Source organism: Azospirillum thiophilum (assembly GCF_001305595.1).
Lineage (GTDB): Bacteria > Pseudomonadota > Alphaproteobacteria > Azospirillales > Azospirillaceae > Azospirillum > Azospirillum thiophilum.
In genome coordinates, this window is record NZ_CP012404.1 from 386,282 (window position 1) to 404,462 (window position 18,181).

At 67.7% G+C, this 18,181-nt stretch carries 14 protein-coding genes; 2 read left to right on the plus strand and 12 right to left on the minus strand.

The window, feature by feature from the left end; translation table 11 throughout:
- Positions 1–11: 11 nt before the first annotated feature.
- From AL072_RS24570 to ald, 8 genes are all read right to left on the minus strand, one after another.
- Positions 12–1,010 carry a hypothetical protein gene (locus AL072_RS24570; RefSeq protein ID WP_144428371.1) on the minus strand — a complete coding sequence of 333 codons (999 nt, stop codon included), beginning with the start codon at positions 1,008–1,010 and terminating at the stop codon, positions 12–14.
- Positions 1,011–1,553: 543 nt separating this feature from the next.
- Positions 1,554–3,227, minus strand: a complete 1,674-nt coding sequence (locus AL072_RS24575; protein ID WP_045583519.1) for a methyl-accepting chemotaxis protein — start codon at positions 3,225–3,227, stop codon at positions 1,554–1,556.
- Between the two features lie 360 nt (positions 3,228–3,587).
- Positions 3,588–3,941: a DUF6867 family protein gene (locus tag AL072_RS24580; protein WP_045583518.1), complete on the minus strand. Its 354-nt coding sequence runs from the start codon at positions 3,939–3,941 to the stop codon at positions 3,588–3,590.
- Position 3,942: 1 nt separating this feature from the next.
- Complete coding sequence (locus AL072_RS24585; protein ID WP_045583517.1) at positions 3,943–4,653, minus strand: ABC transporter ATP-binding protein; 711 nt, start codon at positions 4,651–4,653, stop codon at positions 3,943–3,945.
- Between the two features lie 3 nt (positions 4,654–4,656).
- Entirely contained in the window at positions 4,657–5,580 is a 924-nt protein-coding gene (locus AL072_RS24590) for an ABC transporter ATP-binding protein (RefSeq protein ID WP_045583516.1), read from the minus strand.
- Positions 5,577–6,818 carry a high-affinity branched-chain amino acid ABC transporter permease LivM gene (gene livM / locus AL072_RS24595; protein WP_281178695.1) on the minus strand — a complete coding sequence of 414 codons (1,242 nt, stop codon included), beginning with the start codon at positions 6,816–6,818 and terminating at the stop codon, positions 5,577–5,579. The genes AL072_RS24590 and livM overlap by 4 nt, the downstream gene beginning before the upstream one ends.
- Before the next feature lie 255 nt (positions 6,819–7,073).
- A complete protein-coding gene (locus AL072_RS24600) occupies positions 7,074–7,979 on the minus strand; it encodes a branched-chain amino acid ABC transporter permease (RefSeq protein ID WP_045583514.1) in 906 nt (301 codons plus the stop codon).
- A 736-nt stretch (positions 7,980–8,715) separates the two neighbouring features.
- Entirely contained in the window at positions 8,716–9,840 is a 1,125-nt protein-coding gene (ald, locus tag AL072_RS24605; protein WP_045583513.1) for an alanine dehydrogenase, read from the minus strand.
- Between the two features lie 204 nt (positions 9,841–10,044).
- On the opposite strand from ald, the gene AL072_RS24610 reads away from it, so the two are divergent.
- A complete protein-coding gene (locus tag AL072_RS24610) occupies positions 10,045–10,524 on the plus strand; it encodes an Lrp/AsnC family transcriptional regulator (RefSeq protein WP_045583512.1) in 480 nt (159 codons plus the stop codon).
- A 7-nt stretch (positions 10,525–10,531) separates the two neighbouring features.
- On the opposite strand, the gene AL072_RS24615 is transcribed toward AL072_RS24610, so the two are convergent.
- Together AL072_RS24615 and AL072_RS24620 are read right to left on the minus strand one after the other, a co-directional pair.
- Positions 10,532–11,719, minus strand: coding sequence for a DNA polymerase IV (locus tag AL072_RS24615; RefSeq protein WP_045583511.1), 1,188 nt, complete (start codon positions 11,717–11,719; stop codon positions 10,532–10,534).
- 117 nt (positions 11,720–11,836) lie between these two features.
- Positions 11,837–12,334 (minus strand): Lrp/AsnC family transcriptional regulator, encoded by a 498-nt coding sequence (locus AL072_RS24620; RefSeq protein WP_045583510.1) that lies wholly within the window; start codon positions 12,332–12,334, stop codon positions 11,837–11,839.
- A 136-nt stretch (positions 12,335–12,470) separates the two neighbouring features.
- Between AL072_RS24620 and AL072_RS24625 the strand changes: the two genes are divergently transcribed.
- Entirely contained in the window at positions 12,471–13,139 is a 669-nt protein-coding gene (locus AL072_RS24625; RefSeq protein WP_045583509.1) for a LysE family translocator, read from the plus strand.
- A gap of 164 nt (positions 13,140–13,303) precedes the next feature.
- On the opposite strand, the gene AL072_RS24630 is transcribed toward AL072_RS24625, so the two are convergent.
- On the minus strand, positions 13,304–13,984 hold the full coding sequence (locus AL072_RS24630) for a LuxR C-terminal-related transcriptional regulator (RefSeq protein ID WP_045583508.1): 681 nt from the start codon (positions 13,982–13,984) through the stop codon (positions 13,304–13,306).
- Between the two features lie 52 nt (positions 13,985–14,036).
- Positions 14,037–17,684, minus strand: coding sequence for a hybrid sensor histidine kinase/response regulator (locus AL072_RS24635; RefSeq protein WP_045583507.1), 3,648 nt, complete (start codon positions 17,682–17,684; stop codon positions 14,037–14,039).
- Between the last annotated feature and the right edge of the window lie 497 nt (positions 17,685–18,181).

Sequence of the window (18,181 nt, forward strand, 5' to 3'; positions counted from 1 at the left end):
CCCAAAGCGGCCTACAATCTCGCGCAGATTTCCTTGATCAGATCATATGGGTCCTGGCGGCCGACCAGATGCGTCGCCACGGTGGAGGGAGGAGGAATTTGGCGTCCGGGAATTCGTCCCAGGATCGAAACTTCGAAACCGCTGGCGAGGACGGAGCCGGGAATATGATCGACGATGATCTCCGGGCGCCCCGCGCCATCGGGCAAACCGCCGCGCAGTGTCTGGAAATGCAGGGTTCGCCCATACCGGTCATCGTCGGTACGATTCGGCCAATGCCGGAAGTAATCGTGTTCGATGGACTCGATTACAGTCGGTGCAGCGCATCGTCCCCGTTTCCCGGAATGGTTCACTATCTCATTCAGTGGCAACGACGTCCGCAATTCTATCAACCAGCCGTTGGTATCCTGATAAGGAAGGCCCAATTCATCCAATATCTTCCCGACATCGCATCCGGCCGGCATCGAATCGAGAGGCGAGAGCGTGGTGATGCGGTGCTTCGTCAACTCTGCCCACGTATCGTCAAGCGGTGTCAGAAACGTGACGATCCCCAATGCAGGGTTGCCCAACCCGCCATTCTCGGGCATGCCATCTTGGAAACCCTGCCTGAGATAACTTAAAAGCATATCGAGATCGTAGGGGGATTCCAGTGTTCTCGGCAAAAGGCCGAGGTCGCGGGCCCGGTCGAGATAGTCGCGCTTGAAAAGCTGGAAGCGTGCTTCGCCGTTGAAAATGCCGAGAGGCAGGACGATCGCGCAGCCGGATTCGCACACCGGCGGGGTCGGCCGCTGGAAAGACAACTCCTGTTCCAAGCGAACGATGCAGTCGCGTAAACGGCCATAAACCAAGTGACATGACATCGCTCCGGGGCCAGCACCGGCCTTGGCGGTTTCCGCCAGGAGTTTGCGCAACGCCGAGGGAGGAATATGGTCGAGCCTGAGTCCGGAAGCTAAGTTTGAAAGACGCGCCACGCCACCGGGTATCTTCGCGAGACTTTCCAGGATGAATTCCATGGGAACGGGTCTCCATTTCCAGTAGAATGCACGCTATGGGGATCTTGTCATGATAACGACATAACCTTCAAGACATAAATCCGGCCATTCCGCTCTCTGAAAGAGTGTGTCGGTGCCGGCTGCCGTATCGCCGACGGCGTCTCCGACCGAGAGGCATGAGCACCAGAGGTTTCTCGCACGATTCATTCTTTGACGGCATCGAGCATGGAGCCTGATGTCGGTGCACAATTCTGGAGGCGGCCAGGCCCACGGCCTGCGACCCTGGTCGTCAGACGAGATTCCGGGAAGCTGGCATGCCGAGGCTGGTCATCCGGTCGATGAGGGTGCAGGCGGTTCGGGCTTCGGGCTTCGGGCTTCGGGCTTCTGGGCGGGTGGCGGTCGCGCCGGTGTCGCTCACCACCGCGGTGGCGCGCCTTGGGGATCCTGGGGCGGCGGGGATCGTTGGCCTTGTACGGCATCGGGGTCTCGCCGACAGCGGAGCTGTCTCTACCCGGCCCCCCGATGCCGCCAACTCCCAACCAATTTATGCATCCACGTCGGCTTTCAGCCTCCCGTCGCCTGCTGCCGCACCTCGGTCAGGAAGCGGTCGACCTCGGCGGCCAGCGCACGGGTCTGGCCGGACAGGCCGCGGGCGGCCTCCTGGACACCGAGCGCCGTGCCACCGGCGCTCTCCGCCGTGTTGGCCAGCGTCGCGATGGTCGCCGACACGTCCTGGGTTCCGCGCGCCGCCATCTCCACCGCCCGCGCGATCTCCTGCGTGGCGGCGTTCTGCTCCTGGACCGACTGGGTGATGGCGCCGGAAATCCCGTCGATCTCGGTGATGGTCGCACCGATGGCGCCGATGGCGCTTGCCGCCTCGCGGGTGACCGACTGCATGGCGTTGACCTGGGTGGCGATCTCGTCGGTGGCCTTGGCGGTCTGGTCGGCCAGCCCCTTCACCTCGGTCGCCACCACGGCGAAGCCCTTGCCGGCCTCGCCGGCGCGCGCCGCCTCGATGGTGGCGTTCAGCGCCAGCAGGTTGGTCTGCTTGGCGATGGCGTGGATCAGCCCGACCACCTGTCCGATACGCTCGGCGTTGGCGATCAGCCCCTGGACGGTGGCGTTGGTGCGGTCGGCGTGGGACACCGCCTCTCCGGCGATGCGGGCGGAATGGCCGACCTGATCGGAGATGCCGCCGATGGAACTGGCCAGTTCGGTGGCCGCCGCCGCGGCGGAGCGGACGTTGGCCTGGATGTCGTCGGATTCGCGGGCGACGTTGCGGGTCTGGCTCGACGCCTCGCCAACCACGGCGGCCATGCGGTCGGAACTGTCGGCCATGCCGGCTGCGCTGTCGGCGATGCCCTCCACCAGCCGCTTGACCGTGCCCTGGAAGCGGTCGGCGAGGTCGAGCAGGGCCGCCCGCTTGGCCTGTTCGGCCTTGGCATCGGCCTCCGCCTGGGCGGCGTGCATGCGCTCGATGGCGCGGGCATTGTCGCGGAAGACGGTGACCGAGCCGGCCATGGCGCCGATCTCGTCGGAACGGCCGGTGCCGGGCACCTCGACCGCGGTGTCGCCGCCCGCCAGCCCTGCCATCGCCACCGACATGGCGCGCAGCGGGCGGATGACGATGCGGCCGAGCAGCAGGTTCAGCAGCGCGATCTGCACCACCAGCGCGATCAGGCAGATGGCGATCTGGTTGCGCATCTGGGTGGCGATGGCCTCGACCTGCTGGTCCAGGCTCCAGGCGATCTGGAGCGCGCCGACCAGGCGGTTGCTCCTGCCGTTGAGCACCGGCACCGTCACCACGATGTGCCCCTTGGCCGAGCGGGTCTGCGCGCCCTTGCCGGCCAGGACCGCCTCGACCAGATCCTGGTCGGCCTTCAGGTCGTACTGGGCGAAGCGCGGGTTGGTGAAGTCGGCGAGCCTGTCCGAGGCGGTGGCGGCGCGCAGCGACACCAACTGTACCTCGTTGCTGGCGGCCAGCGGCATGAACTCCGTCTCGATGGAGGCGCCGTCGCCGGCGACGAAGCTGGTCTTGGTGGCGTTGGCCAGCATGTCGGTCTTGACGCGGGCGTCGTGCGTGGCGAGCCGCACCGCATCGTCATACTGCATCTTGGCCTGAAGCCCCATGATGACGATGAAACCGCCGACGATGGCCGCGACGAAGGCGGCCGTCACCTTGCGCCCGACGCTCCAGAACCGACGCGGCCGGGAGACGGCCGTCTTGTCCGCTGCCATGCTGTTGCCCTTCCCTTGCGGATGCCCCTGCGGATAGCCCGCACCGCCGCTCGGCCGCGATGTCGCGGCATGGCGCTGCGCCGCCGGCAGGACCGGCGTTCATTCTGTTTTTCGTAAAGAATCGGTTGTATTTTTCTTATCGTAACAGGGGACGGCTCAGGCCGCCACGCCGCTCGTCTCTGACTTTTGGAATGGGGGAAAGCGATGTGCCTCGGTCCAAAGTCTTGTGCAGCACTTAGCAAGTGTAGAATGGAGAGGTTTTCTTAACCAATAAATGTGCGGACGCCAAAATATCCGCTCTTCGACTTTCCGAGATGTCGGCAGGCTGTGCCTGAATGGCCGCAGCCTGCCGGCAATGCCTCAGCCGCGGGCGGGCTGGCGCTCCCTCCAGGCGAAGGGCCCGGCGGGCTCATACAACCATGGATACTGGTTGACCATGCGCCGGGCGATGGCGATGCGGTGTGCGGTCAGCGTGATCAGCCCGATCACCAGCGTATGGACGATGAAGCCCCATGGTGCCAGCAGCTGCTCGCCGAACAGGCCCCAGGCCAGGAAACGGTCGCCCGCCCCCAGCAGCAGCGAATAGGCAAGCACGCTCGACACCGGCTTCCAGCCCTCCGCCAGCGTCTGGCCGGTCAGCACCCCGCAGCCGCCGAACACCAGCACCGTCAGGAACACGAACACCGGAACCGATGACCCCAGGATCGTCTCCATCTCAATGCCCCCCTTCCAGATAGGCGGCGCGCACCTCCGGGTCGGCCAGAAGCTGCGCCCCCGTCCCCGTCATCGTGATCTTCCCCGTCACCATCACATAGGCCCGGTGCGCCAGCTTCAGCGCGTGGAACGCGTTCTGCTCCACCATGAACACCGTCATCTTCTGCTCCCGGTTGATCTCCTTGATCACCTGGAAGATCTGCTTCACGATCAGCGGCGCCAGACCCAGGCTCGGCTCGTCCAGCAGCAGAAGCCGCGGCTGGCTCATCAGCGCCCGCCCGATCGCCAGCATCTGCTGCTCGCCGCCCGACATCGTGCCGGCCCGCTGGTTGATCCGCTCCTTCAGACGCGGGAACAGCGTCAGAACCCGCTCAAGCTCGCGCTCGAAACTGCCGGGCTGGGCCACGATCGAGCCCATCTGCAGATTCTCCAGCACCGTCATCCGCGGGAAGATGCGCCGCCCCTCCGGGCTTTGCGCGATGCCGCGCCGCACGATCTCGTGGGTGGGCAGGTCGGTGATGTCCTCGCCCTCGAAGAACACCCGGCCCTGGCGTGCCCGCGGGCTGCCGCAGATCGTCATCAGCAGCGTCGACTTGCCGGCCCCGTTGGCCCCGATCAGCGACACGATCTCGCCGGCGCCGATCTCGATGTCGATCCCCTTCAGCGCCTCGATCGCGCCGTAGAAGGTGTGCACGCCCGATACCTTCAGCATGGCTCAGGCTCCCTTCTGCGCGCTGGTCTGGCCCGCGGTGGGCGGCAGGTGCAGGTCGGCCGCCACCTCCGGCGGCAACGCCTCGTCCTCGTCCTCGCCCAGATAGGCGCGGATCACCGCAGGGTCGTTCTTCACATGCTCCGGATCGCCGTCGGAAATCTTCCGGCCATAATCCAGAACCACAACATGGTCGGAAATCCGCATCACCACGCTCATGTCATGCTCGATCAGCAGAACGCCGGTCCGGTGCCCCTGCGGCGTGCGGACGTCGCGGATGAAGGTCAGGATCTCGGCCAGCTCCCCCGACTCGCGCGGGTTCAGCCCGGCCGCCGGCTCGTCCAGGCACAAGAGCACCGGCTCGGTGCACATGGCGCGCGCGATCTCCAGACGCCGCTGGGCGCCATAGGGCAGGTTGCCGGCCTCCCAGTCGGCGAACTCGGTCAGCCGCACCCGCTCCAGCCAGTATTTCGCCAGCTCCACCGCCTCATGCTCGGCCCGGCGGTAGGACGGCAGCCCGAGCAGCCCGCCGATGGCGAAGCTCGACGCCCGCATCAGCTTGTTGTGCTGGGCGACGATCAGGTTCTCCAGCACGCTCATCCCGCCGAACAGCCGGATGTTCTGGAAGGTGCGCGCCACCCCCGCCAGTTGGGCGATGCGGTAGCCCGGCATCCGCTCCAGCAGGAACTCCCTGCCTTCCGGGTGGCGCAGGCACAGCCGCCCCACGGTCGGCGTGTAGAAGCCGGTGACGCAGTTGAACAGCGTCGTCTTGCCGGCGCCGTTCGGGCCGATCAGCGCGGTGATCTCGCCCGCCCGCGCCTCGAACGACACGTCGTTGTTCGCCACCAGGCCGCCGAAGCGCATGGTCAGGTGCTCGACCGTCAGCAGGGGGGCCGTCAACAGGGGCTTTTCAGTCATCGCGGCGCTCATTTCGCGGCTCCCGTCGCGGCGGGCGTCTTGCCGCCATGCAGGAGGATGGTCGGGTCGCGGTGGGCCAGCAGGCCGCGCGGACGCCACAGCATGATCACCACCATGCCGGCGCCGAACGCCAGCATGCGGTAGTCGGCCAGCTCGCGGAACGCCTCGGGCAAACCGATCACCAGCAGCGTCGCCACCACGACGCCGATCTGGCTGCCCATGCCGCCCAGCACGACGATGGCCAGGATGATCGCCGACTCGATGAAGGTGAAGCTCTCCGGGCTGATGAAGCCCTGGCGGGTGGCGAAGAAGGAGCCGGCGAAGCCGCCGAACATCGCGGCGATGGCGAAGGCCGCCAGCTTCATGTTGGTGCGGTTGATGCCGAGCGACGCGCAGGCGATGTCGTCCTCGCGCAGCGCCTCCCACGCCCGGCCCAGCGGCAGCTTGCGCACCCGCAGCGTGAAGACGTTGACCACCAGCGCCAGGGCCAGGATCAGGTAATAGAGGAAGACGATGCGGTGCAGCGGCGAGAATTCCAGCCCGAACATCTCGTGGAAGGCGGCCATGCCGTCGGCGGGCGTGCGCGAGAACTCGGCGATGCCGAAGAAGCTCGGCCGCGGGATGCCGGAGATGCCGTTGGGGCCGCCGGTGAACTGGTACCAGTTGACCAGGATGATGCGGATGATCTCGCCGAAGCCCAGCGTGACGATGGCGAAGTAATCGCCGCGCAGCCGCAGGACGGGGAAGCCCAGCAGCACGCCCGAGCAGGCCGCGAGCACCCCCGCCAGCGGCAGGCAGAGCCAGAAGCTCAGCCCGAAATAATGGGCGAGCAGGGCGTAGGAATAGGCGCCGACGGCGTAGAAGGCGACATAGCCGAGGTCGAGCAGGCCGGCCAGGCCCACCACGATGTTCAGGCCCCAGCCCAGCATGATGTAGGTCAGCAGCAGGATGCCGATGTCCAGCAGCATGCGGTCGGCCAGCGGCGTCATCGGCAGCACGACGGCGATGGCGACGGCGACCGGGCCGATGTAGCGGCTGGCATGCTGGACGCGGGCGGCGACGCGGTCCATGCGGCGGTCGCGGTCGGCCTGGGACAGCTTGGATCGGCCGGTGGCCACCGTCATGGCGGCACGCAGCGCGATCACGCCGCCGCCCAGCACCAGCACCAGCCGCAGCACCTGGGTCGGCATCGGCAACACCAGCCCGATGCCGGCGCAAAGGACCGCCAGGACCAGCACCGGCAGCGCCATGCCCTGGCGGATCAGCCCGAGCCCGAGCCGGCCGAGGAAGACCAGGAGCAGCGAGGCGACGACCTCCTCCGGCCGGGCCTCGATGCCCAGCCCGGTGGGGCGGTCGACGGTGCGCAGCCCACCAGCGGCACGGTGAGCAGAAGTGCGACGAAGGCGGCGAGCGCGGCGTCCTTGATGGTGGCGGCCCAGTCGACGCCGCGGGCCGGCGCCCCGGCCTTGGACGGCGAGAGGGTGTTGGAGGGGGAGGTCATGGGCTTACACCTTCTCGATCTCGGGCCGGCCGAGCAGGCCGGTCGGGCGGAAGATCAGGACGAGGACGAGGATGGAGAAGGTGGCGACGTCCTTCCATTCGGAGCCGACGTAACCGGACCAGAAGGCTTCGATCAGGCCGATGACCACGCCGCCGAGCATGGCGCCGGGCAGCGAGCCGACCCCGCCGAGCACGGCTGCGGTGAAGCTCTTCACGCCGGCGAGGAAGCCGATGTAGAAGTCGATGACGCCGTAGATCAGCAGCACCATCATGCCGGCGACGGCGGCGAGCGCGGCGCCCATGACGAAGGTCAGCGAGATGACGCGGTCGACATTGACGCCGAGCAGCCCCGCCATCTTCTTGTCCTGTTCGCAGGCGCGCTGGGCGCGGCCCAGCGAGGTGCGGTTGATCAGGATGGTGAAGCCGACCATCAGGACGAGGGTGATGACGATGGTTGCGAGCCGGACGTAGCTGACCGAGACGGCACCGTCCATCAGGGTGAGGTTGCCGGGCAGGATGGGCTGCAGCGGCTTGGAGCGGGCGCCCTGGAGGATCTGGATGTAATTCTGCAGGAAGATCGACATGCCGATCGCCGAGATCAGCGGCGCCAGCCGGGGCGAGGAGCGCAGCGGCCGGTAGGCGATGCGCTCGACCGTCCAGCCATAGACGCTGGTGAACAGCATCGAGGCCACCAGCATGATCAGCAGCGCCAGCGGCACCCAGGTGATGCCGAGCGCCCCGATCGCCAGGAAGGTGATCAGCGCCACGAAGGCACCGATCATGTAGATCTCGCCATGGGCGAAGTTGATCATCCCGATGATGCCGTACACCATCGTATAGCCGATCGCGATCAGGCCGTAGATCGCCCCGAGCGACAGGCCGTTGATCAATTGCTGTATGAAATAATCCATCAGGCAGGCTTCTCCCAGTCTCCCAGTACACCGAATAAGCAGTCGCTCAGAACATGTCTCGAACTTTGCGGACAGGATTAAAGCCGTGTGCGGCGGCGGAGTTCCGATCCGGATGAACGGGGGAGAACATCCAGGACCGAGGCAGGGGACGCTTGGAATCCCGCCGCCGCACCCGGTTCCATGCCGCAACTCCACCGGATGCCGGGTCCTGCCCGGATCCGGTGGAGTTGCGGTCAAACGCTATGCAGGGGATACGGCGGCTTCCGATCCGGCATGGAGCGCATATGCGATGACGTCACCGGGGCGCGGTCCCGCACCCGAACGGATTTCCGGCGATCGATCATGCAAAACAGCTCCCCCTTGCGCGGCACGGCTTGCGGCCGTGGCGTCCCCACCGGCATCGCTGCCGGGCATGTCGTTGTGAATCGGCCGGGGCGGACGGAACGACCGTCCAGCCCAGCCCAATCGGCGCAACAGTCGGCGCAAGGCGCCGAGCCTTACCCTGTTCAAAACTGTTCTTGATCTTTGGCCCCGGCACTTAAGCACCGGTTGCAGATGCTACCTTTTTTCTTGTGACAGACAGGTAAAGCAACTTGATCCGTGTGCGCAACACTCTCTTTCCGGCGGGCGAAAAAAACAACAAACGTTCCGGTCCGTGATGGGGTTTCCGACCAAAATTTCCTCGAACTGGCATTTGATGAAATTTCGTTCAGTTCCTTGTCAACAGCTGTTCACATCATCCGGCGACCGCCGTCCGCGGGTCGGTGAAAGGCAGGTCTAGCGCGTCCGCCACCGCACGATATGTCAGTCGGCCGGCCTGAACGTTCAGCCCGGCGAGCAGATGCGGATCCTCGGCCAGCGCCCGCCTCCAGCCCTTGCCGGCCAGTGCCTGGACGAAGGGCAGGGTGGAGTGGTTCAGCGCCTCGGTCGAGCTGCGGGCGACGGCGCCCGGCATGTTGGCGACGCAATAATGGACGATGCCGTCCACCACATAGGTTGGGTCGGAATGGGTGGTGGCGTGGCTGGTCTCGAAACAGCCGCCCTGGTCGATGGCGACATCCACCAGCACCGAGCCGCGGCGCATGCCGGACAGCTGGTCGCGGCGCACCAGCTTGGGCGCGGCGGCGCCCGGCACCAGCACGGCGCCGACCACCAGATCGGCATCGGCGACCAGCCGGTCGAGCGCGTCGGCGGAGGCGTAGGCGGTCTTCAGCAGCGGCCCGAACAGGTCGTCGAGTTGGGACAGCCGCGGCACCGACCGGTCGGCGATGGTCACATCGGCCCCCAGCCCCATCGCCATGCGGGCGGCGTTGGCGCCGACCACGCCGCCGCCGATGACCAGCACCTTGCCCGGCAGCACCCCGGGCACCCCGCCCAGCAGGATGCCGGAGCCGCCGTTGCTCTTCTGCAATGCCACGGCGCCGACCTGGATGGCCATGCGGCCGGCGATCTCCGACATCGGCGCCAGCAGCGGCAGGCGGCCGGTCTGGTCGGTTACCGTCTCGTAGGCGATGGCGGTGCAGCCGCTGTCCATCAGCAGCCGCGTCTGTTCGGGATCGGGGGCGAGATGCAGATAGGTGAACAGCACCTGATCCGGCCGAAGCCTGCGACATTCCGCCGGCTGCGGCTCCTTCACTTTCACGATAAGGTCGGCCTCCGCGAACAGCTCTTCGGCGCTGCCGGCGATCCTGGCCCCCGCGGCGCGGTAGGCCTCGTCGGAAAAGCCGATCTCGGCCCCGGCGCCGCTCTGCACCAGCAGGGCATGGCCGTCAGCCGCCAGTTCGCGGACCGAGGCCGGCGTCAGGCCGACACGGTACTCGTGGTTCTTGATTTCCTTGGGAACGCCGATGCGCGTGACCATGCCAGATCTCCCCGATCCGAACCGCCAAGTGAAGTTGCCGTCCGAACCGGACTGGTATCGGACGAAACATTCTGTTTTGCTGATTGTCTCAATAAAATCACTATACGGCCGACGAACCAGGCGAATCTCTGCAAAGCCTTGCATGAATCCCCCATAATATGGTGCAGCTTCCGCATGATCCTCCACATCTTCGAATAAAGTTGCATGCACGCCCTGGACGCCCTGGACCACAAGATCCTGCGCCTGCTCCGCAAGGACGGCCGGATGAGCAACGCCAAGCTGGCGGCGGAGGTCGGGCTGTCGCCCTCGGCCTGCCTGCGCCGCCTGCACATGCTGGAACATTCCGGCGTGATCCGCGGCTATACCGCGATCATCGAGACGGCGGACGAGGAGCGGACGGTCACCGTCATCGTCCACATCACCTTGGAGCGGCAGACCGACGAGTATCTGCGCCGCTTCGATGCCGCCGTCCGCCGCTGCCCGGAGGTGCGGGAATGCTACCTGCTGTCGGGCAGTTCGGATTACCTGTTGCGGGTGGTGGCGCGCGATCCGGCCGATTACGACCGCATCTACAAGGATTCCCTGTCGCGCCTGCCCGGCGTGGTGCGCATCCAGTCGAGCTTCGCCATCCGCAGCGTGGTCAGGCCGGGCAGCCTGCCGGAGCTGGAACAGTCGGCCGACTGACCCCTCCTCAGCCGAACAGATCCAGTTCCGGGTCGGGCGCGGTTTCAGGGTGGGTCAGGTCGGTGCAGCCGATGCCGATCAGCCGGAAGGCGCGGCCGTCCACCTCGCGCTCCAGCAGGGCCATGCCGGCGGCCAGGATGACGTCGGCGGCACAGGTGGGCTCGACCCGGCGGGAGCGGGTGAGCTGCTGGAAATCCCTGGTCTTCAGCTTCAGCACCACGCTGCGGCCGAGCAGCCCCTCGCGCTCCAGCCGGCGGGCGACCTTCTCGGCCAGCGGGCGCAGCTCCTGCGCCAGGGCGGGCAGGGCGGTGACGTCCCAGTCGAAGGTTTCCTCCGACGAGATGCTCTTGCTGACCGATTCGGGGCTCACCCGGCGGGAATCCTCGCCGCGGGCATAGGTGAACAGCACCCGGCCCATGGCGCCGTAGCGCTTGACCAGCCAATGCTCGTCCTTGTCCTGCAGGTCGCCGACCCGGGTGATGCCGTCGGCGAACAGCCTGCGCTCCAGCGCCGGGCCGACGCCCCACAGGATGGTGACCCGCCTGGGCGCCAGGAAGGCCGCCGCTTCCGCCCGGCCCAGCACCGAGAAGCCGCGCGGCTTGTCGAGGTCGGACGCGATCTTCGCCAGCAGCTTGTTGTGGCTGAGGCCGATGGACGCGGTGATGCGCAGCTCGCCCTCGAACCGCCGGACGATCTCCACCAGCGCCTGCGCCGGGCTGATGCTGAGGCGCTCCTCGACGCCGGTCAGGTCGAGATAGGCCTCGTCGATGCTGATCGGCTCGACCAGCGGGGTGAAGGCCTCCATGATCGCGCGGGCCTGATGGCCGACCGCCCGGTATTTGGCGATGTCCGGCCGGATGATGGTGGCGTCGGGACAGCGGTCCAGCGCCTCGCGGATCGTCATGGCGGAGCGCACCCCGGATATCCGCGCCACATAGCAGCAGGCCGCCACCACCCCGCGATGGTCGTCGCCGCCGACGATCACCGGCCGGCTCGCCAGCTCCGGCCGGTCGCGCTTCTCCACCGTGGCATAGAAGCTGTCGCAGTCGATGTGGCCGATGGACAGGCTGTGCAGCTCGGCATGGCGGAACAGCCGCCGGCTGCCGCATTTCGGGCAGCGCGTCACCTCACCCGATATCGGGCCCGGCAGGGCGGCGGCGCAATCGCGGCAGACGCTGTCCAGGGAAACGGTCATCGGGGCTGGGGCTCTCGTTCCGGACAAGGGACGAGATTAGCAAATCCTGGGGGGTACAGGCCAGAATTCGAGTACGTATGGTGAACGATACCGACAATCCGTGCCGGTGCCCACCGGTCATGAGGATGTGGAGGAGGGTGGCAGATGATCGAGCGGCAGGGCGCCGCCGGCCTTGACCGTCTGGATCGCGAAGTTGCTGCGGATATCCGCCACACCCGGCAGCTTCAGCAGCGTACCCAGCAGGAAGCGCTCGTAGCCGGCGAGATCGGGCACCACCACCTGAAGCAGGAAGTCGGATTCCCCCGATACCAGATGGCAGGACACGACTTCCGGCAGGGTCTTGACCGCTTCGCGGAAGGCGGTCGCCTGAACGTCGTGGTGGCGTTCGACCTTGATCCCGACGAACACCGTCAGGCCAAGCCCGAGCGCCTTGCGGTCGAGCGCCGCGTGGTAGCCGGAAATGACGCCGGCCTCCTCCAGGATGCGAACCCGGCGCAGGCAGGGCGAGGGCGACAGCCCGACCTCGTCGGCAAGCTCCACGTTGGTCAGCCGGGCCTCCCGCTGCAAGGCGGCAAGAATGCGCCGGTCGATACCGTCGAACTTCACATTTGGCATGAATCGCTCCGTCAGAAAGCTTCGATGGCATGATCAGCCACAAAGCCGCCGTTTGAAAGCGCAACTCGCAAGGACTTGCCGGCACGATCCTCGCTAGAGTCAGGTCCGACCCTCGATCCCGATCCCGGAGGCGGACATGCAGGAGCTTTCGATCTTCGTCGGCGCGCTGGCCGTCGCCTATCTGGTGCCGGGAGCGGACATGCTGCTGGTGATTCAGACCGGCGCGCGGGCGGGGCGCCGCCCGGCGATGGCGGTCGCGCTGGGGTTGGGCCTGGCGCGCTCGGCCCATGTGGCGCTGGCCGCCCTCGGACTGGCGGCGGTGCTGCGCGCCGCTCCCTGGGCGTTCGACCTGATCCGCCTCGCAGGGGCCGCCTATCTGGTGTGGCTCGGCGTGGGCATCCTGCGCATGCCGAGTCTCACGGCTGGTCCCGGCCACCCGGCGGCAATGGGAGGGGGAGGGAGAGTGCTAGGGGGAGGAGGAAGGACTGAAGCGATGCCCTGCCGCAGTGCCGTCCTGCGCGGGCTGCTGACGAATTTGCTGAATCCGAAGGCGCTGCTGTTCTGTTCGGTCCTGCTGCCGCAGTTCGTCCATGCCGGAACGGGCGGTATCGGCGGACAATTCCTGTGGCTCGGCAGTCTCCTGGTCGCCATCGGGCTGGCATTCGACACGCTGTACGCACTGGCCGGCGCCGCGCTGGCGGAGCTGAGCGCCCGGCACCGCATGGTCGACCGCATTCAGCGCTGGAGCTTCGGCAGTGTGCTGATCGGCTTCGGTGCGCAGCTCGCGTTGGCGTCGCGGCTCTAACAGGGTGCGGAAAAAGGCTTTTGCGTCGCGAGGGAGGGGGATTTTCGGCAAGATTAGGAAAGGCCGAAGCAAGATACTGGTGGTATCTTGCAAGGTCTTGACGCGAGATTGCCGGAAAGAACCCGACCGCAGCAGCAAAATGGTTTTTCCGCACCCTGCTAACCCTACCGCAGCACGTCGCCGCCCACCGCCAGCCGGCCGGCGACGACGGCGGCCTGGGTGCGGCTGACCACGTTCAGTTTGCGCAGGATGCTGGAGACATGGACCTTGACCGTCTGTTCCGACACGTTCAGGTCGCCGGCGATCTGCTTGTTCAGCTTGCCGTCGACGATCATGGTCAGGATGCGCAGCTGCTGCGGCGAGAGGGAGGCGAAGCGGCGCGCGGCCTCGGCCTCGTCGGCTTCCGATGAGGCGGCGGACAGGGGCGGCGCCCAGGTCTCGCCGGACAGGATCGCCCGGATGGCGTCGGCCATCGCCTGCATCGACAGCGATTTCGGGATGTAGCCGGACGCGCCGTAGGCCAGCGCCCGGCGGATGGTGTCGGAATCCTGCAGCGCCGACAGGATGGCGACCGGCACGGTCGGATGGTGGGCAAGCATCAGGAACAGCCCGGCGAAGCCGTGGGTGCCCGGCATGTTGAGGTCGAGCAGCACGAGGTCGATCTCGTCCGGCCGCTCCCCCACCGCGGTCATCACCGAGTCGAGGTCCGGGCATTCGATCACCCGCACCCCCGGCATCGCCCGGCCCAGCGCGTCGCGCAGCGCCGCCTGGACCAGCGGATGATCGTCGCCGATGACGATGGTCGCATCGTCCGACGCGGCTCCTGCGGCGGTTTCCCCAGCCATGGCTTCCGCTCCCCCCTTGTGCGGCCGCCCGGCTTTTTGCCCGGTTCCGGCCTTATCGTTCGGTCACAGCCGACGTTTGCAATGCCGACGTTTGCAGCGCCGCCCCATTGAGGAAGCGGCGCAGCGATGCCGGCTTCACCGGCTTGTAGAGCACGCCGCAGCCGCAACGCTCCGCCTCGGCCCGCACCGCTTCGGAGCGGTCGGCGGTCAGCAGCAGCCCCTTGACCGGACGGTCCCACAATTCCCGCAACCGTTCCAGAACCGCAAGCCCCGTCTGCTCGCCGCCGCCTCCGACGCCGATGTGATAATCCACGCAGACCACGTCGGGAAGCACGCCGTCGAAGGGGGCGAGCGCCGCCAGCGCCCCGGCGACGTCGGACGCGGTCGCCACCCGGCAGCCCCATTGGCCGAGCAGGGCGCGCAGCCCCTGCAGGATCGGCTCCTCGTTGTCGATGCACAGCACCAGCAGCCCGGCCGACAGGGCGGCGGCCGGGCTGGCGGCCGGCCGGTCGACCGGGGCGGCCCGCGCCCGCTCCATCGGTACCTCGACCGAGAAGCCGGTGCCGCGCCCGACGGTTGAGCGCAGCGTCACCGGATGGCGGAGCAGTCGGGCGATGCGGTCGACGATGGCAAGGCCGAGGCCGAGCCCCTTGTCCTCGAATCGTCCCGGCGGGGTGCCGGCACCGTTCTCGCCGCCCAGCCGGCGGAACTCCTCGAACACCTCGCGGCGCTTGGCTTCGGGGATGCCGGGGCCGGTGTCCCACACCTCGATGCGCAGCCGGTCCCCCTGCAGGGGATTGCCATGGGCGGAGGTTCGGCGCCGGCAGCCCAGCAGCACCCGGCCGCTCGGCGTGTAGCGGATGGCATTGGACAGGAAGTTCTGCAGGACCCGGCGCAGCAGTTGCGGGTCGGACCGCACCACCGCGCCGCAGCCGACCACCTTCAGCGTCAGCCCGCGTTCCTGCGCCAGGGCGGAGAACTCCACCCCCAGCCCGCCCAGCAGCTCGTCGATGGCGAAGCTGCGCAGCTGCACCCGGACATTGCCGGCGTCGAGCGAGGAGATGTCGAGCAGCCCGCCCAGCAGCATCTCGGTCGAGCGCAGCGAGGCGGCGGCGTTGTCGATCATGCCGCATTCGGCCGTGCGCTGGCCCGCCGTCGGCAGCGGCTCCCGCATGCTCTCCTCCAGCGCCGAGACGAACAGGCGGGCGGCGTTCAGCGGCTGCAACAGGTCGTGGCTGGCTGCGGCGAGGAAGCGGGTCTTGCTGGCGTTCGCCGCCTCGGCCTCGGCCTTCGCCTGCTGGAGGTCGTCGGTGCGCTCCCGCACCCGATGCTCCAGGCTTTCGTTCGCCTCGCGCAGCGCCTCGGCGGCGCGGTAGCGCTCGGTCACGTCGGTGTAGGTGGAGACGTAGCCGCCCTCCGGCAGCGGGTTGGCGACGATCTCCAGCACCGTGCCGTCGGGCCTGCGGCGTTCGTAGCGGTAGGGCCATTGCATGGTCGCGGTGTCGCGGTTGATCAGCAGCGCCTTCATGTCGTGGGCGCTGTATTCGCCGCGCCCGGTGTTGAAGCGGATCAGCTCGGCGAAGGGCACGCCCACCCGCACCATGTCGGCCGGCAGGTCGAGCAGTTCCAGATAGCGATGGTTCCAGGCGGCGATGCGGTGGTCGGCGTCGATCACGCAGATGCCCTGGCCGATATTCTCCAGGGTTGCCTGCAACAGCTTTCGGTTGAAGCGCAGCGCCTCCGACGCTTCGTCCAGCATCGCCATGGCGTCGCCGCGCGACAGCGAGCGGCCGTTGGGCGAGCGTCCCTGGAGCGAGGCCGCCATCACCACCCGCGCCGACGCCGCCCCGATGGCGCCGGCGATCAGCGTCTCGGTGAAGCGTACGGCGTCGAGGTCGGCCGGGCCGGTTTGCCGCTTGCCGCCGGCGGCAGGGGGCAGGCCGCTCCGGCCGGGATAGGGGGCGGTGTAGGCGTCGAAGGCGGCGTTGCCGCGCTCCGCCCCGACGAAGCGGATGGCCAGCGCCCGCAGATCCGCCAGTCCCGCCGGGGCGTTGGGGGCGTCCTCGTCCTCCTCGTCCGGGGTGGCGGTGGTGTAGGCGACGGCCTGGCTGCGCTCCACCGCGCTGGGCCGGGCGAGCAGGGATCCGGCGACGAAGGCGATCGTGTTGGCGAGCAGGCTCCACAGGCTGGCATGGGAGATCGGGTCCAGCCCCTCGATCCCGAACAGCGCCTGCGGCCGCAGCCAGCCGATGCCCCAGGGTCCGTGGTCGAGGAAGGCGTCCGGCACCGGCACGATGCGTGCCATCGACGGCACCAGCAGCGTGTAGACCCACAGCAGGAAGCCGGCGCCCAGACCGGCCAGCGCCCCCACCCGGTTGGCCCGCGGCCAGTAGAGCCCGCCGAAGAAGGCCGGGCCGAACTGCGCCACCGCGACGAAGGACAACAGGCCGATGACGGTCAGCGGATAGTCGCGGTCGACCAGCCGGTGCATGACATAGGCGAGCAGCAGGATGCCCAGCACCGACAGTCGCCGCACCAGCAGCAGCGTGCCCACCATGTCGCGCCGGCCGACGCGGGCGGCGAAGCGCGGGCGGCTGAGCAGCAGCGGCATCGCCACGTCGTTGCACAGCATGGTGCTGAGCGACACCGCGGCGACGATGACCATGCCGGTGGCCGCCGACAGGCCGCCGATGAAGGACAGCAGGCTGAAGCCGCCGGCCCCGGCGGCGATCGGCAGGGTGATCATGTAGGTGTCGGGGTTGATCCCTCCCTCTCCGAACGTCACCAGGCCGGCGACGGCGATGGGAATCATCAGCGCGCTGAGCGCCACCAGATATGTGGGATACATCCAGGCGGCGGCGCGCAGGTGGCGGGGGTTGTCGTTCTCCACCGTCATGACATGGTACATCTGCGGCAGGCAGAGGAAGGCGATGATCGAGATCGCCGTGTTCGACCACCAGGTCGGATCGGTGAAGTCGGGTGACAGCAGCGGTTCGGCCTGCGGCCTCGCGATCAGGTCGGTGTAGCCGTCGAACATGCCCCAGACGATGAAGGCCGCCACCGCCAGGAAGACGGTCAGCTTTACCAGGCTCTCGAAGGCGATGGCCAGCATCAGGCCGCGGTGATGCTCGCTGGCGTTGATGTGGCGGACGCCGAACAGGATGGTGAAGAGCGCCATCGACAGCGCGACCGCGAAGGCGGTATCGCCCCAGATCGGCGGCTGCGGCCCCGGACCGGACAGGGCCGGCGCCGTCAGCACGTCGAAGCTGGCCGCCACCGCCTTCAGCTGCAAGGCGATGTAGGGCAGCACCCCGACCAGTGCGGTCAGCGTCACCAGCGCCGCCACCGCCTGGCTCTTGCCGTAGCGGGCGCCGATGAAGTCGGCGATCGAGGTGACGTTCTGCGCCTTGGTGATGGCGATGGTCTTGGTCAGCACCGGCCGGGCGACCAGCAGCAGGATCATCGGCGCCAGATAGATCGGCAGAAAATCGAACCCGCTGGCCGACGCCCGCCCGACCGAGCCGTAGAAGCTCCAGCTGGTGTTGTAGATGCACAGAGTCAGGGCGTAGAGGAGGCCGGCCGAGCGCGAGGACGCCGCGACCAGCGTGCCGCCCGCCGTCCGCCGGTCGCCCCACCAGGCGATGGCGAACAGCACCCCCAGATAGGCCGCCGACACGGCCAGCACCAGCCAACTCTGCACGACGGACGGACCTCTCGCGGAACTGCACCCCTCGCCCGCCCGGCAAGGGGCGCCGGCAAACGGCGCCGGCAAACGGCGCCGACTGGGCGGCGGGACGGGACGGTTCCCCGACCCTAGCCCAATGCCGCCGCCGCCAACAATGCCCCGCCCCGCTGTTGCCCAAAAACTATGCAGCTCTGAACGAAGGTAGGGGGAGCGGATCATTCGTTTGTTGAACTAACTTGTCGGTGCCGGACGCCGCCGTCGCGGTCGCCGCTGCTGCGGCGGCCGGCGTTCCCGGCTCCCGAAGCGGGTTCCGGCCTGCAAGGGGACGCGCCGAAGCGGTCGTTTCCGTCTCCTCCCTCGGACGGGGACGGCCGCTTCCGCACCGCTCCCCCCGCGACAAAACGGGGCCCCATCGGTTTACTGCGTCGATGCCGCTGGGAAAGCGTCGCTTGCGGCCCAATCTGTGGCAAGATGGTCCATCGTATGGGAAGTCCGGCCGCGATGCCGGACCC